The organism is Thalassolituus sp. (assembly GCF_984348125.1).
Map to the genome: position 1 here is coordinate 62200 of NZ_CFHJLR010000001.1, position 15916 is coordinate 78115.

General features: G+C 52.4%; 14 protein-coding genes and 1 tRNA gene. 11 read left to right on the top strand and 4 right to left on the bottom strand.

The genetic code is table 11. The annotated features are described in order from the left end of the window. Nucleotides 1–42 precede the first annotated feature (42 nt). The 10 genes from tpiA (at nucleotide 43) to pnp (ending at nucleotide 10308) form a co-directional block, all read left to right on the top strand. Nucleotides 43–783: a triose-phosphate isomerase gene (gene tpiA / locus AC5E51_RS00270; protein ID WP_068443174.1), complete on the top strand. Its 741-nt coding sequence runs from the start codon at nucleotides 43–45 to the stop codon at nucleotides 781–783. Between the two features lie 14 nt (nucleotides 784–797). Next, nucleotides 798–1202, top strand: a complete 405-nt coding sequence (secG, locus tag AC5E51_RS00275) for a preprotein translocase subunit SecG (protein ID WP_068438055.1) — start codon at nucleotides 798–800, stop codon at nucleotides 1200–1202. A gap of 15 nt (nucleotides 1203–1217) precedes the next feature. Then, nucleotides 1218–1303 (top strand) — tRNA-Leu (locus AC5E51_RS00280). 276 nt (nucleotides 1304–1579) lie between these two features. Further along, nucleotides 1580–2038, top strand: a complete 459-nt coding sequence (rimP, locus tag AC5E51_RS00285) for a ribosome maturation factor RimP (protein ID WP_297530396.1) — start codon at nucleotides 1580–1582, stop codon at nucleotides 2036–2038. 22 nt (nucleotides 2039–2060) lie between these two features. Next, a complete protein-coding gene (gene nusA, locus AC5E51_RS00290) occupies nucleotides 2061–3557 on the top strand; it encodes a transcription termination factor NusA (RefSeq protein ID WP_068443176.1) in 1497 nt (498 codons plus the stop codon). A 26-nt stretch (nucleotides 3558–3583) separates the two neighbouring features. After that, the gene (gene infB / locus AC5E51_RS00295) at nucleotides 3584–6112 is read left to right on the top strand and encodes a translation initiation factor IF-2 (protein ID WP_491777914.1); all 2529 of its coding nucleotides are present in this window, start codon (nucleotides 3584–3586) and stop codon (nucleotides 6110–6112) included. A gap of 114 nt (nucleotides 6113–6226) precedes the next feature. Continuing rightward, entirely contained in the window at nucleotides 6227–6646 is a 420-nt protein-coding gene (gene rbfA / locus AC5E51_RS00300) for a 30S ribosome-binding factor RbfA (RefSeq protein WP_068443181.1), read from the top strand. A gap of 1 nt (nucleotide 6647) precedes the next feature. Then, complete coding sequence (truB, locus tag AC5E51_RS00305) at nucleotides 6648–7613, top strand: tRNA pseudouridine(55) synthase TruB (RefSeq protein WP_301377099.1); 966 nt, start codon at nucleotides 6648–6650, stop codon at nucleotides 7611–7613. A 93-nt stretch (nucleotides 7614–7706) separates the two neighbouring features. Then, on the top strand, nucleotides 7707–7976 hold the full coding sequence (gene rpsO, locus AC5E51_RS00310; RefSeq protein WP_076513482.1) for a 30S ribosomal protein S15: 270 nt from the start codon (nucleotides 7707–7709) through the stop codon (nucleotides 7974–7976). A gap of 229 nt (nucleotides 7977–8205) precedes the next feature. Continuing rightward, nucleotides 8206–10308, top strand: a complete 2103-nt coding sequence (gene pnp / locus AC5E51_RS00315; RefSeq protein ID WP_297530386.1) for a polyribonucleotide nucleotidyltransferase — start codon at nucleotides 8206–8208, stop codon at nucleotides 10306–10308. A gap of 65 nt (nucleotides 10309–10373) precedes the next feature. On the opposite strand, the gene AC5E51_RS00320 is transcribed toward pnp, so the two are convergent. After that, nucleotides 10374–12080, bottom strand: a complete 1707-nt coding sequence (locus AC5E51_RS00320) for a S8 family serine peptidase (RefSeq protein WP_297530384.1) — start codon at nucleotides 12078–12080, stop codon at nucleotides 10374–10376. Between the two features lie 285 nt (nucleotides 12081–12365). On the opposite strand from AC5E51_RS00320, the gene AC5E51_RS00325 reads away from it, so the two are divergent. After that, on the top strand, nucleotides 12366–13274 hold the full coding sequence (locus tag AC5E51_RS00325; RefSeq protein ID WP_297530382.1) for a hypothetical protein: 909 nt from the start codon (nucleotides 12366–12368) through the stop codon (nucleotides 13272–13274). A 333-nt stretch (nucleotides 13275–13607) separates the two neighbouring features. On the opposite strand, the gene AC5E51_RS00330 is transcribed toward AC5E51_RS00325, so the two are convergent. The 3 genes from AC5E51_RS00330 to AC5E51_RS00340 form a co-directional block, all read right to left on the bottom strand. Next, a complete protein-coding gene (locus AC5E51_RS00330) occupies nucleotides 13608–14432 on the bottom strand; it encodes a PhzF family phenazine biosynthesis protein (RefSeq protein WP_491777915.1) in 825 nt (274 codons plus the stop codon). 118 nt (nucleotides 14433–14550) lie between these two features. Further along, a complete protein-coding gene (locus AC5E51_RS00335) occupies nucleotides 14551–15288 on the bottom strand; it encodes an oxygen-binding di-iron domain-containing protein (protein ID WP_297530378.1) in 738 nt (245 codons plus the stop codon). Then, complete coding sequence (locus AC5E51_RS00340) at nucleotides 15282–15890, bottom strand: hypothetical protein (RefSeq protein WP_297530376.1); 609 nt, start codon at nucleotides 15888–15890, stop codon at nucleotides 15282–15284. The genes AC5E51_RS00335 and AC5E51_RS00340 overlap by 7 nt, the downstream gene beginning before the upstream one ends. Between the last annotated feature and the right edge of the window lie 26 nt (nucleotides 15891–15916).

The following is a 15916-nucleotide window of genomic DNA, read 5'->3' on the forward strand; positions in this document are numbered from 1 at the left end:
TTCTCAGATAGTATCTGCGCTCTTTGAATTTTGGGGTGACACATGCGTCGCATATTAGTAGCCGGAAACTGGAAGATGAACGCATCACGCGCTCAGACTGACACTTTGATTACGGGGCTCCGTAATGCCGGTGAACTCACATGTGATCTGGCTGTGTTTCCTCCGTTTCCGTATCTGAGCCAGGCGATCTCACTCGCGGATGGCAGTCAGGTCAGTGTGGGTGCGCAGAATTGCGCCGAGGCTGACAGTGGTGCTTACACTGGTGAGGTGTCTGCAGAAATGCTGACGGATCTCGGTGCCTCTATGGTCATTATTGGTCATTCAGAGCGCCGGACTCTCTACGGTGAAACGGATGACGTTGTTCTGCGCAAGACACGCCAAGCACTCGATAACGGTCTTATTGCTGTTGTCTGTGTTGGTGAAACACTGGAAGAACGTCAGAGCGGAAAAGCTGAAGAAGTTGTTGGGAGCCAGATGTCTCTGCTGATTTCAGAGCTTTCCGATACGGACTGGAAAAACGTAGTCATTGCTTACGAGCCCGTCTGGGCGATTGGTACTGGTGAAACAGCAACACCAGAGCAGGCGCAGGCAATTCATGCGTTTATTCGTGGATTGTTGAATCAACGGAATACAGATCTCGGTGCGTCCACACGTTTGCTTTACGGCGGAAGCGTAAAAGCTGCAAATGCGGCTGAATTATTTTCACAACAGGATATCGATGGTGGTCTGGTCGGCGGGGCTTCCCTCGATGTAGATGAATTTCTCGGTATTTGTCGGGCATAAGGGCTCAGGATTTTATGGAACAGATTATTCTCATCGGTCACATCGTCATTGCTATCGCGATTATCGCTTTTGTTCTGATGCAGCAAGGTAAGGGTGCTGACGCTGGCGCTTCATTTGGTTCGGGTGCGTCCCAGACTGTGTTCGGTTCTGCGGGTTCTGCTAACTTCCTGAGCCGTACCACTGCAATTCTTGCTACCTCGTTTTTCATTACCAGCCTTGGTTTGGCCATTTATGCCAAGCAAAAGGCCTCTGGTGCAGATGAAGCAGGAATTCCTACTCTGGAAGTGCAAGAAGTACTTGAGCAAGACACCCCAGTTGTGGAAGAATACGCGCCGTCTGAAGATGACGCTCCAGAACTGGACGCTTCTGCTGAAGTAGATGCACCAGTTGTGGAAACGACGGAAGAAACGACTAAGTAATTTCTTCCCCTGTGTGCGGATGTGGTGGAATTGGTAGACACGCCATCTTGAGGGGGTGGTGAGCAACGCTCGTGCGAGTTCGAGTCTCGCCATCCGCACCAACTTATTCCGATGATCGTGACTCAACGGTCATCTGAGAAAGCGGACCAGGGTTCGCTTTTTTTATTGGCAGCGCGTATAATGCGGCTGCTTATTTGAAAAGCCCCTCACGTCAGGGGCTTTTTAGTAGCTGGCATTCTGAAATTGTTTGTTTATGGATGCTCAGTATCACAGGAATCTGCTCTGCAGGTTCCGGTCTGCAAAAGGCAGTAGCGGACTGGGCACATGTTGCCCAGTTTTTGTTTGTGGCGAGAGCCAAATCCCCGGGAGAATTTGTCGTGGCAAAAGAGAGTCTGTTAAACGAACTGCTCGGTCCGGTCGTTGAGTCCATGGGATATACCTTCTGGGGGCTTGAATATCTCTCCCAGGGTAAAGACACAGTATTGCGTGTGTTTATTGATCACGAAAACGGTATCACCGTTGATGACTGCGCTGCAGTCAGCCGTCAGATCAGTAGTGTGATGGACGTAGAAGATCCGATCTCTCAGGTTTACAACCTGGAAGTGTCATCCCCAGGTATGGATCGTCCTGTGTTCACACTCGAGCAGTACGCGTCATTAGCAGGAAATATTATCGACGTACGTTTACGCATGGCGTTTGACGGGCGGCGGAAATTCAAGGGCCAATTAATTGGTGTGGAGCAGGAAGACATCGTTCTTCGCGTTGACGATAACGAATACCTGTTGCCTATCGAGCTGATTGAAAAGGCTAACGTTGTTCCACAATTCAAGGATTAAGGTTGCAAAGCGAGGCTAGAAGATGAGCAAAGAAATTCTCCTGGTCGCGGAAGCGGTTTCCAATGAGAAAGGCGTTTCCAGGGAAATTATTTTTCAGGCGATCGAATCGGCGTTGGCCGCAGCAGCGAAAAAACGTTACGAAGATGAAGAGGCCGTTATCCGTGTGGATATCGACCGTAAAACTGGCGACTACGAAACTTTCCGTAGCTGGCTGGTTGTAAGCAATGATGTGGTACCGGGTCTTGGTGATGAGCTGACCCTGGAAGAAGCACACGAAATTGATACCAACCTGCAGCCGGGTGATACCTACGAAATTCAGGTAGAAAACCCTGACTTCGGTCGTATTGCCGCACAGGCCGCAAAACAGATCATCGTACAGAAAGTTCGTGAAGCTGAGCGTGCTCAGGTCGTTGAACAGTACGAACACCGTGTCGGCGAGCTGATCGGCGGCACTGTAAAGAAAGTTACTCGTGACAACGTTATTGTCGATCTTGGTAATAACGCTGAAGCATTGATGCCTAAAGATCAGTTGATTGGTCGTGAAATCATGCGTATGGGCGATCGTATTCGCGCCATTCTGTTTGATATTCGTCCGGAAAACCGTGGTCCGCAGCTGATGCTGAGCCGTACTGTGCCAGCCATGCTGATTGAGCTGTTCCGTATCGAAGTGCCGGAAATTTCAGAAGAAGTTATTGAAATTAAAGGGGCTGCACGTGATCCGGGTTCGCGCGCTAAAATCGCGGTTAAATCCAACGATAAGCGTATCGATCCAGTAGGTGCTTGTGTGGGTATGCGCGGTGCGCGTGTTCAGGCGGTCACTAACGAACTGGGTGGTAACGAGCGTATCGACATCGTGCTCTGGGACGACAACCCAGCACAGTTGGTCATTAATGCGATGGCTCCGGCTGAAGTTGCATCAATTGTTGTTGATGAAGAAACCAACTCAATGGATGTTGCGGTCGCAGAAGACAATCTCGCTCAGGCCATTGGCCGGGGTGGTCAGAATGTTCGTCTGGCTTCTGAATTGACGGGTTGGGAAATCAACGTCATGACCGAAGAAGACGCCATTGAGAAGCAGAACGAAGAAGCGTCCGGCTTTATTGAAGGCTTTATGAACAGCCTCGATATCGACGAAGACTTCGCAACACTTCTGGTGGAAGAGGGCTTTACTACCCTCGAAGAAATCGCCTACGTACCTATGGAAGAAATGCTCCAGATTGATGGCCTTGACGAGGACATCGTGACTGAGCTGCGTAATCGCGCTAAAGACGTGTTGCTGACCCAGGCGATTGCGTCTGAAGAAGTGCTCGAATCAGCACAGCCGGCGGAAGACCTTCTGAACATGGAAGGCATGGACAAGCATCTGGCATTGGTTCTCGCCAGCAAAGGTATCTGCACGATGGAAGACCTTGCTGAGCAAGCAATTGATGATCTGCTGGATGTTGAAGGGATGACCGAAGAAAAAGCGGGCGAGCTGATCATGACTGCCCGTAAGCCTTGGTTTGAAGGCACTGAATAATCACTCGCCCGGTATAGGAGAAACGTATGGCAGATGTAACAGTTAAAGAGCTAGCCGACGTGGTAGGGACGAGCACAGACCGCCTGCTCTCCCAAATGAAAGAAGCGGGCCTGCCTCAGAGCGCTGAGACTGACACCGTGAATGACGAGCAGAAGCAAAGTCTGCTCGCATTTCTGAAAAAAAGTCACGGCGAAGCTGACGCTGAGCCAAAAAAAATCACTCTGAAGCGTAAAGTCACTACGACTTTAAAAACAGGTCAGGGTGGTAAGAAAGCGGTCAATATCGAAGTACGTAAAAAGCGTACTTATGTGAAACGCGAAGAAGTTGATGTCGCGGCTGAAAAAGCCCGTCAGGAAGAAGAAGCGCGTATCGCTGCTGAAAAAGAAGCGGCCCTGAAAGCCCAGGCTGAAGCTGAGAAAGCGGCAGCTGAAGAAGCTGAACGAGTGAAAGCGGCTGCAGGCAAAACAGAATCTGCGCCAGCAGCAAGTGAGCCTGCACCTAAAGTTGAAGCGAAAGAAGCGCCTAAGAAAAAGGCGGAAGCGAAACCAGCTCCAACGCCTGAAGAAGATGCCGCGCAGAAACGTGCAGCAGCAGAAGCAGCACAGCAGCGTGACGATCATCGTAAGAAGGCTAAAACGCCAGAGCGTAAGCGTACTGACAAAGATAGCCGCTTCGATAACGAAGACAATAATGGTGGGCGTAATCAGCGTCGACCAAAAGCTAAGCTGAAGACTAAAGGTCGCAGCAGTAATCGTAATGCGAATAACGAGCATGCGTTTACTAAACCGACTGCGCCAGTGGTCCGTGAAGTTGAGCTGCCTGAAACCATTACGGTTGGTGACCTGGCATCCAAGATGTCTGTGAAAGCCGGTGAAGTGATCAAAGAGCTGATGAAAATGGGTGTTATGGCAACCATTAACCAGCCTCTGGATCAGGACACTGCGACTCTGGTCGTCGAAGAAATGGGTCATAAAGTATCTAAGCTGATCGCAGACAACCAGCTTGAGCAGGATGTCACTGAAGCCGTCAACTATGACGGTGACCAGACGACCCGTGCACCGGTTGTTACCGTGATGGGTCACGTTGACCACGGTAAAACGTCACTGCTGGATTACATCCGTAGCTCACGCGTAGCGTCAGGCGAAGCGGGCGGTATTACCCAGCACATTGGTGCATACCACGTTGAAACAGATCACGGCATGGTGTCTTTCCTGGATACACCGGGACACGCAGCGTTTACCTCAATGCGTGCCCGTGGTGCTCAGGCAACAGACGTCGTAATTCTGGTGGTTGCAGCCGATGATGGCGTGATGCCGCAGACCGAAGAAGCCGTTCAGCACGCTAAGTCAGCGGGTGTACCTCTGGTTGTTGCTGTTAACAAGATGGATAAAGAAGGTGTTGATCCGGATCGTGTTAAAAACGAACTGTCAGCACGCGATGTTATTCCGGAAGACTGGGGCGGTGACGTGCCGTTTATCCCTGTCTCTGCAAAAACGGGTATGGGCATCGAGACACTCCTCGAAGCGGTACTTCTACAAGCTGAACTGCTTGAGCTGAAAGCGCACTTCGATGGCCCGGGTCAGGGTGTAGTGGTTGAGTCACGTCTGGATAAAGGTCGTGGTCCGGTTGCAACTCTGCTCGTTCAGAACGGTACTCTGAAGAAGGGCGACGTTGTTCTGGCTGGTACCTGTTACGGTCGCGCTCGTGCGCTGCTGGATGAAAACGGTAAGCAGACTGACTCTGCAGGTCCGTCTATTCCAGTAGAGATCCTCGGCTTGAATGGCACCCCGGATGCTGGTGACAACTTCATGGTTGTCGAGAACGAGAAGAAAGCGCGTGAAGTTGCTGAGTTCCGTGAAACCAAGCTGAAAGAACAGCTTCAGCAGCGTCAGCAGGCCGCGAAACTGGATGCACTGTTTGCCGGTATGGCAGAGGGTGAAGTCGCTGCTCTGAACGTGGTTGTTAAGACTGATGTACGTGGTTCGCTCGAAGCTATCGTGTCTTCACTGCAGAAACTCGCAACTGACGAAGTGAAAGTAAACGTTGTTGCCTCAGGTGTTGGTGGTATCACCGAAACTGACGCCACCCTGGCCGTTGCGGCGGGTGCGGTACTGTTCGGCTTCAACGTCCGTGCCGATAACGCAGCGAAGAAAGTTGTCGAGAACAACGATGTGGATATGCGCTACTACAGCGTTATTTACGATCTGATTGATGACGTGAAACAGGCAATGGCTGGTCTGCTGGCGCCTGAGCTGCGTGAAGAGATCGTCGGTATTGCTGAAGTACGTGACGTATTCAAGTCGCCTAAGTTTGGTCAAATTGCTGGCTGTATGGTGACCGAAGGTACGATTTACCGTAACAAGAAGATCCGCGTACTGCGTGAAAACGTGGTGATCTATGAAGGTGAACTTGAATCCCTGCGTCGCTTCAAAGACGACGTTCAGGAAGTTCGCCAGAGCACAGAGTGCGGTATCGGTGTGAAGAACTATCAGGACGTTCGCCCAGGCGATCAGATCGAAGTCTTCGATGTGAAAGAGGTTGCACGTACTCTGTAATCACGAGTGTGTGAGCCATAGACCAGAGCCCGGCCATGCCGGGCTTTGGTGTCTCTGGGCGATGCCCGGAACCCGCATTTACCAGGCCGGAAAGCTGGCCTCAGAGAGATAAAAATGCCTAAAGATTTCAGCCGTACTTCCCGCCTTGGGGAGCAGATCCAGCGCGAAGTTGCGCAGATGATCCAGTTTGAAATGAAAAACCCGAAGCTGGGTATGGTGACCCTGAATTCGGTCAAGGTCGCGAAAGACCTCGGTTATGCCGACATCTACTTCACCGTGATGGGTGCAAAGGGCGAAACCGACGCCGAGATTCGTGCCAACACCAGCAAGATTCTGAACGAAGCCGCAGGCTATCTGCGTTCACAGCTGGCAAGAATCCTGACTACACGGGTGACGCCCCAACTGCGTTTTCACTACGATGAAACGCTTGAGCGCGGCCACCACCTGACGGGCCTGATTAAACAGGCACGTGCAGCAGATGACGCGCGTCATCCAGACGATGCTGCGAATGACGGGGACGACCGTCAGGACTGATATGGCGCGTAGAAAGAAAGGCCGGGATATTTCCGGCATCCTGGTGGTGAATAAACCGCTTGGGCTCAGTTCCAATCAGGTTCTGCAACGCGTAAAGCGCCTGTATAACGCCAACAAAGCAGGGCACACGGGGGCGCTGGACCCTGAGGCCACCGGTGTCCTACCCATCTGCTTAGGTGAAGCCACCAAGTTCTCACAGTTACTGCTCGATTCAGATAAAGGCTACGACACTCGCGGAGTGCTGGGGCAGGTGCGCAGTACCGGGGATAAAGAAGGCGAGATTCTGCAGGAGCGTCCGGTCCCCGAGCTGAATACTGAAACAATCGAAACTGTGCTCAGCCGGTTTCGTGGTGACGTCGAACAGGTGCCGCCGATGTTTTCCGCGCTCAAGATGGATGGTAAGCCGCTCTATGAGCTGGCACGTCAGGGGATGTCGCAGGAAGAAATGCGCGCTGTCGCTGAAAAGAAGCGTCGCGTTATCCGTATCCACGAATTGACCCTCAGCAGCTACACTCCGGATTCACTTAGCTTGAGTGTGCGTTGTTCCAAGGGCACCTATATCCGCACTTTAGTGGAAGATATCGGCGAAGCTCTGGGTTGTGGTGCCTTCGTTCAGGACCTTCACCGCACGCATTCCGGGCCATACGACGAAGCCATGTCTCATACGCTTGAAGAGCTGGAGCAGATCGTTGAGCAGGGTGGCGAAGACAAAGGTGCCCTGGACGCACTGTTAATGCCTCCTGAAACCGCCTTGCCAGAGACCTGGCCGGAAGTGTCACTAACCCTCGCCGAAGCCGCACGGTTACTGCAAGGACAGGCGATTAAGACTGGCTTAACGGATAACCCTTCTGTACAATTATGGGCCGTTGAATCTGGGGTTCGTATTCTGCTTGGCATTGGCCGGGTTGAGAACGGCGCCATCCGGTCACAGAGACTGATGCAGGTGAGCCTGCCAGATCTGGCCTGAAAAGATTTAACCGTCACATAAGTGACACCGCATACCACTGTAAATGTGCACGGTGGTGATGTGATTTTTTGCACATTAGACGGAGTAAAGAACATGGCACTGTCTGCTGAAAAGAAAGCCGAAATCGTAAAAGAATTCCAGACCGCTGAAGGCGACACTGGTTCTCCTGAAGTTCAGGTTGCACTGCTGACTTACAACATTAATGGTCTGCAGGGTCACTTCAAATCGAACAAGAAGGATCACCATTCACGTCGCGGCCTGATTCGCATGGTTAACCAGCGTCGTAAGCTGCTGGACTACCTGAAAGGCAAAGATGCAAACCGCTACCTTGAGCTGATCAAGAAGCTGGGTCTGCGTCGCTAAGACAGCAAGATAAGGGTCGCCAAGTGCGGCTCTTATTTTTTGTGCTTCTCTGACTCTGTAAATTAAGACCATCCTGCGCAAGCTGTGGTGCCAACCCCGTGTATCAAGTAATCCACGGTGGTGCTTCTAACCATTTATCTTCTTTCGGGTTGTATCGATCGAAGGTCAATGCTTAGAAGCACCGGCAGTGACGTAGGGAATTTACTGTATACATTTAAGGAAAGACTGAATGAGCAATATCCCTGTTGCTAAGACAAAAACCTTCGAATTCGGCGGCCAGACCGTCACTCTCGAAACTGGTCGTATCGCCCGTCAGGCAGACGGCGCTGTGCTGGCCACCATTGGCAAGACTCAGGTGTTGGCGACTGTTGTAGCCGCCAAAACTACTAAGCCGGGCCAGGATTTCTTCCCGCTGTCTGTTCACTACCAGGAAAAAATGTACGCCGCTGGCCGTATCCCTGGTGGTTACCTGAAGCGTGAAGGTCGTCCTTCTGAGAAAGAAACACTGACTTCTCGTCTGATTGACCGTCCTATTCGTCCTCTGTTTCCGGAAGGCTTCCTGAACGAAGTTCAGGTAATTCCAACCGTAATGGCCTCTGAAAAGGGTGTTGATCCGGATATCTGTGCAATGATCGCTGTATCTGCGGCGCTGGCCGTGTCTGGTGTACCTTTCAACGGTCCTATCGGTGCAGCCCGCGTTGGTTTCACTGACGAAGACGGTTACATGCTGAACCCAACTGATGCGCAGCTCGAAGAGTCTCTGCTGGACATGGTTGTGGCGGGTACTAAAGACGCCGTTCTGATGGTTGAATCAGAAGCTGACGAGCTGACCGAAGACGAAATGTTGGGTGCGGTACTGTTCGCACACTCATCTTTCCAGAGCGCGATCACTGCGATCAGCGAGTGGACTGCTGAGCTGGGTGTTGAGCGTTGGGACTGGACTGCGGAAGCCCGTAACGAAGCGCTGTACAACGCTGTTAAAGAAGAAGCTGCGGCTGGCATTGGTGAGGCTTACACCATCTCTGACAAGATGGCTCGTTACGCTAAGCTGGATGAAGTTAAAAAGGCAGCCGTTGAAAAACTGGCAGCGGCTGAAGGCGAAGAAGGCTTCACCGCTGACGAGATCGCCGAGATGGTTGGCGAACTGAAGTACGAAGTGGTTCGTAACCGCGTTATCGAAGGCCAGCCACGTATCGACGGTCGTGACAACGACACCGTACGTCCGCTGACCATCGAAACAGGCGTTCTGAAAACGACTCACGGTTCTGCGATCTTCACCCGTGGTGAAACTCAGGCGATTGTTGCGACTACACTGGGTTCTGCCCGTGACGCACAGATGATCGACTTCCTGCACGGTCTGACAACCGATCCGTTCCTGTTCCACTATAACTTCCCTCCATTCTCTGTGGGTGAAGCGGGTCGTATGGGTTCTCCAGGTCGTCGTGAGATTGGTCACGGTCGTCTGGCCCGCCGCGGTGTTCAGGCAATGATGCCGACTCAGGACGAATTCCCATACACCATCCGTGTTGTATCTGAGATCACTGAATCTAACGGTTCGTCTTCTATGGCGTCTGTGTGTGGCGCATCTCTGGCGCTGATGGATGCAGGTGTGCCGATCAAAGCCCCTGTTGCCGGTATCGCTATGGGTCTGGTTAAAGAAGGCGAGCAGTTCGCTGTACTGACCGACATTCTGGGTGACGAAGATCATCTCGGCGACATGGACTTCAAAGTTGCTGGTACTGACGAAGGTATCACTGCGCTGCAGATGGATATCAAGATCGAAGGTATCACTGAGCAGATCATGGAAATCGCTCTGGAAAAAGCCAAGGCTGCACGTCTGAGCATCCTGAACGACATGAACAAAGTGATCGCAGAGCCTCGTAAAGAGCTGTCTGAGAACGCTCCGACCATGTCTACTATGAAGATCGCCTCTGACAAGATCCGCGACGTGATTGGTAAGGGTGGCGCGACTATTCGTGACATCACCGAGAAGACTGGTGCTTCTGTTGATATCAACGACGACGGTGAGATCAAGATCTTCGCGACTGACAAAGCCAGCGCAGATGCAGCGGTTAACATGATTGAAGGCATCACTGCGGATATCGAAGTTGGCGTTACCTACGAAGGTAAAGTCAGCAAGATCGTTGATTTCGGTGCCTTCATTACCGTACTGCCAGGCAAAGACGGCCTGTTGCACATCTCTCAGATCAGCGAAGAGCGTGTTGAGAACGTCTCTGACTACCTGAGCGAAGGCCAGACCGTTAAGGTTCACGTCATGGACGTTGATCCGAAAGGTCGTGTGAAGCTGACCATGAAAGGTGTTGAGCAGTAAGTTCTGCTGAACGTCTGAAAAAAGCCGCTCAATCGAGCGGCTTTTTTTATGAGAAGATTATGTGATTACTGCACTTCATCCTGAGAAGCAGCGAAGTAATTCAGGCTGCCCCGGTTACCCGGAGTGCGGTCGACGACGGTCAGAGTATAAGTGCCGCTGATACCGTTAGTGGTCGTAGCATACTGCCCGGCAGTGCCAGCCACCGAGGTACGGCTCATGGCTGTTTGCGTACCATCCGGCGCTGTCAGCGTTACACTCAGCTCGTTGTGGTTACTGTGATTGATTACAACGTTTACCTGCCCGTTTTCACCACTATTGCCAACATTCAGGGAGATCCTTGAAACCCCTTCGCGGGTGAAGAACCACCAGTAACGACTTGCGTCATTGAGCGTGACATTGGTAGCACCGCCATAGGTGATTGTTTCAATAATGGGGTCTGGATCTACCGGGTCCGTTGGGTCGGTCGGATCCGTCGGATCGGTAGGTTCACCATCGGTCACGGCCAGTAAGGCCGCATAAGCATCTACCAGACCCGTGCCGCAGCCATCACAGTTTCCAATGAAAGGACGAGCCGTATCCTTCAGAACATCTTCAATGGCCTGAGGCGTGAGGGATGGATTGGCTGAGCGAAGCAGGGCAACAACCCCCGCCACCTGAGGCGCTGCCATTGATGTGCCCTGATATTTTGCGTAAGCCGCGCCTGCACGTCCCTGCGATCCACTATCAACAGTACTGAGGATGCCATCACCGTTGCCACCACCAGGTGCTGCGATATCAACAACATTGCCATAGTTAGAGTAGCTCGCCCGGCTACCGTCGACGCCAACGGAGGCGACGGTGATAACATTATTACAGTTCGCAGGAACTGAACCTGACGCGTCGGTGTTTTCATTACCGGCTGCCACGACCACCACGGCTCCTGCCGCAGTGGCTGCATTAATGGCATCCTGCATAAAGCCCGGGCAGCTGCCCGCACCGCCTAGAGACATATTGATAACATCTGCCGGGTTGTTGTTTGTTGGCAAGCCAGCAACAGGCAGGCCAGCCGCCCACTGCACACCATCGGCGATATCAGAGAGTGATCCGCCACAGGTGCCCAGAACGCGTACCGGAACATGTTTAGCCTGAGGCGCTACGCCAGTGATTCCTAGACCATCATCAGCAGAAGCGTTGGCAATACCGGCGACATGAGATCCATGCCATGATGAGTTGCTGGAATAACCACAGGTCCAGAAAGTGGTGTAGTCTCCTTCGTCAATCGCATTGCTATCACGACCATTGCCATCCCGTGCGCTGCTTGAGCTACTGATCATGTCGTAGCCGGGGAGAAGGTTGTCGTTCAGATCGGGGTGAGGGACATAACCTGTGTCTGCGACCGCGATCACTGCACCGGCACCCAGAGTGATATCCCAGGCGTCCTGGGCATTAATACCTGCCGCAGCACTGAATAGTCCCCATTGCTGACTGAGGTACGGGTCGTTCGGTACCAGGTTGGCCTGAACCTGTATATCCGGCTCTACGGCTTCAATCAGGTTGTAGCGCTGCAGCGCTTCGATCAGGCGGGTGTTGTGGTCAGGAAGATTAATTACCCAGCGGCGACGGTCTGCCATGCGGCGTTTAACGGCCATCTCAGGGAACCACTTCTGAAAGCGTTCCCCGGCATCGTCTTGCGCGACTCTGGTGGTTACGACGTATTGCCCAGCCTGTGCAGGGTTAGCCCCCAGTGCCACTAATGCAGCCAGAGCTGCAGGCACATACTTTTTCATTGTCATTATCGTGTCCTGTTTTTCTTCGTTTTAATTCCATTGCTCAACCCAATATTCCACGCTATTCGAATGCGCCTGGCAATGGCATGACGTGCCACGGTTAAGGTGTTAGTGTGTACGCGTGGCGTTCTGGTTTATCCGATGCTGAATGCGAACACAGTGCGACAAGCTTTATAATTGCGTTCGTGATTTTTGCGTTAAGGCCAGATGTGCTACTACACTTATATAGCTGTCTATCATGTCTCTTCGATTGTTCGAAGGCACAACAATAACAATCTGGTTCGTACCGGCATGAAAAACTCGTCAAAACCCTGGTTACTTGGTGGCATCCTGTTGCTACCGGGGGCGCTGATTGCGCTCACTATGCAGTTCCTTTCACCTGAGCTGTTGTCCTCAGATCAACATCAGTCTATTCGTGTCCTGTCTGCATTGCCTCCCTCGGCAGCGGGTGAGGCTGACCTGACGGATATTGGTGGAGATATCTGGTCCAGGGCCTTGAAACCTGTAACGTATACAGAGCGGATTCGTACCGATGAAATGACTGGCAGCCTGACCTTGCAGGTGCTCAAGTACAGGTTCCGCCGGAATCAGCAGATCGCTGCACGGATGCAGTTCGCCCCTGAGTCTGGTGAGCCGCCAAGGGGCTCACACATGTCTTTGGCAGTGACAACCCGTCAGGGAAATTACATCGCTGAGGCAACGCCTGAATGGATCACCACGGGTAACGGCACCGTTGGCAGTGCAATGATTACCCCTGAAGCAGGCTGGCCGGATCAGTTGACCCTCGTTCTGACTCTCAAGGCACCAGAACGTTTACCGATTGAGTCCACGGTCGACATTGAACTCTTCAATCCCAAAGTGCTGATCAAGGGCGTCGGTAATATCTCAAGCGAGGGGGACGAGTGGTTGATCCCTATTATGGCTGAGGTATTCGAGCCTGGGGTGGTTGTCGTATCGGCTCGTTTGCTCGATAAGACAGGTAATCTGGTGACTCATATCCATAGTCGGGGACATTTTGACGAAAGTGGAACTCTTGAGGTCCGGTTGCGCAAAAAGCTTATCGAAGCATCGATGCTGGACGAAGGACTACTGATGACGGATATTTCAGTACGTCATATCGCAGATTCACTTAATGCGGACATGGGCTGGGGAGATTCTGCTCAGGGCAGTTACAGGATTGATCCTGTGTCAGCGCAGTAGTACCGCATCAGATGTACAGGTCGAGCAGTCGGCCTCGATTGTCTTCTACTGACATAGCCGCGACCTCGCCATAGGCTGAGGTTGGTCCAGCTGGTTTTTCACGCTGAAGGCTGTTTGCCATGGCCTCAAGATCGGCTTCATCCGGTATTGCCGGGATATATTCTACCTTTCTGCTATTTTCTCGCTCGTCAATAGTCTGCGTGCTTTGTCTGCGCGCAGAAGTCTCCCCCCGTTCATTATCCTGAACGGGAGGAACAAAGACGGGAGGTAGAATCGTATTTGAAACCATAGCTCAGAGTTTAGCTGGTTTTGACGAGCTGGTGCACTGACTTGTCAGTCGGGTATGCGAATAACGCCCTGCATGTAGTGATAGGTGGTTCCCGTGATCCTGACCCGGCTATCTTTCAGGTCGAGGCTGAGTTGGCCGCCTCGCTGAGATATCTGTCGGGCCTGCAGGCGGTTCTTTCCGAGTTTTTCGGCCCAAAGTGGGGCCAGCGAGCAAAAAGAAGAGCCGGTTACAGGATCTTCGTTAATCCCCTGCCGCGGTGCAAAGAAGCGGCTGACGAAATCAATGCGACCGTGCTGGGCTGGTGCGGTGATGGCCAGAGCAAAGCAATCCAGCTCGGCGAGAGCAGCGAAGTCGGGTGTGCAGTCCTGCACTGCTTTTTCATCCTTCAGAACGGCGATGAGGTCGCGGGACTGCAGGAGCTCAATGACTTCCGCGTTGAGTATTTTACTGACCTTGTTCAGTAATCGTTTGCCCGTGACCGCCTCCGGCGCACGCTCTGGAAACTCAAGACAATAGCGGACAGGAGACTTTTTACTCAGCACGGTGACCGATATATCACCCGCCTGGCAGGTCATGGGAAGTTGTTCTCGTGTATCCCCCAGAATCTGATGGATCACATGGGCTGTCGCCAGCGTTGCGTGCCCACATAAATCGACTTCGCTGGTCGGCGTGAACCAGCGTAAGTGATAGGTGCCGTCTTCCTGTTTAACAAAGAATGTCGTTTCGGAGAGGTTGTTCTCGGTAGCAACTTCCTGCATCTGGCGATCGTCCAGCCAGTCATCAAGCGGAACAACAGCTGCCGGATTGCCACTCAGGGCACTTGAGTTTTTCAGAGTAAAAGCGTCGATCTGAAATATAGGGAGATCCATGCGCGGTGTTCCAGAGAAAATTCGCAGGCATGCTATCACGGCGACTCGTTTAACGGGAGCAGTAACAGAAGAGGTAACGGGAGCGAGTCAGGCTCCCGGGAGTATTATTAATCAGGGATTAGCCTTTGATGGCGACACCGACGGGCAGTTGCTCGAACCAGCGCAGGAAGTCAGCAACGTGTGGTGGCTTGAACAAGCGGCCATGCTGGGGCGCCATGATCTTAATATCGAGTGCACTTACCCGACGGATCCAGTCGTGTTTAGCGGCATCGGAGGGCATCCAGCGCTGGTGAAATTTTTTCATTTTCGGACCGTGCCGCTCCATGCTGTCTACCCACAGCGGGGCTCCGGGTTCTTCGAGGGCGGCACCGACGTCACCGCTCATCAGAATGCCGGCTTTAGCATCCCATACATGAAAATTACCTGAGGAATGCAGGTAGTGCGCGGGAATGAATTGCAGCTGAATACGCCCGAGCGTAATTGTCATGCCTTCATCCGGAATCGCTTTATACGTGATGTTGTTCATACCAAAGTGGCGAATAAAACTTTCCCATAACCATGGAGAATAGAGTTCCGCATTCGGTAGCGCCTGATCCCAGAGTCCGAGAGACGAAATAATATCCGGGTCCTGATGAGAGGCGAACAATTTAGTGATTCCCTCGGCCGGGACGTACTTCAGCACAGAGGACAGCATAGGGGCGAACAGCTCAATACCACCGGGATCAAGGAGAATGGCCTCCTTCCCGCTTTGAATCAGGTATTGGTTGGTATCAATGATGCCATCTGGCTTACCTGGGTCACGCGCGAACATAATCCAGCGGTGATCGCCATCTTCATACAAAACGGTGGCTAGCATGCTATTTTCGTTCCCCTGTGGTTCTGGCTGAGCAGTCTGTTAGCGCGATTAAGATGGGCTGCAATCCGGTCCGCTGTTTTGCGGATGTTGTCGGCAATTACTTCAAGCTGTTCACGGAAGTCGCCCGCGGTAGCTGCCTCTACATGGCTGGAAGTTGCGATCAGGTTTGCAGTCCGAATGTGTTTGTAACTCTCATCGATCTGGTCAATCAGGTCTCTTAGACCGATCTGGAGTTCGTGATTCAGTGCGTCGAGCTGCTTATCGCAGTGGTTAATATGTGGGAGGATAGAAGCAAGGTGCTCCGGCTTCTGGGCTTCAACCCAGCGAAAATGCGCCATGGCGTTATCCGAATGCCAAGCTGTTACAGCCTGAGTCGATAGTTTCTCAGCGTGATGATTGATCACCCTCGATTGCGAGATAATGGCACTGGCGAGCTCTTCAATAAAATCCGTGATCGCACGGAAGCCAACGGTCTTACTCCCGGCACGAACCGCGAGCGCCCTGGCATTCTTTGCTGTCAGGGCCAGACCTCTGGCTTCTATCATTGCCTGGTGTAACTCGGCGGATACGCTGGCTGCAATAATGAATACTGGCGCGGCCACAATCTCTCTCCATCAGGTGGATATTC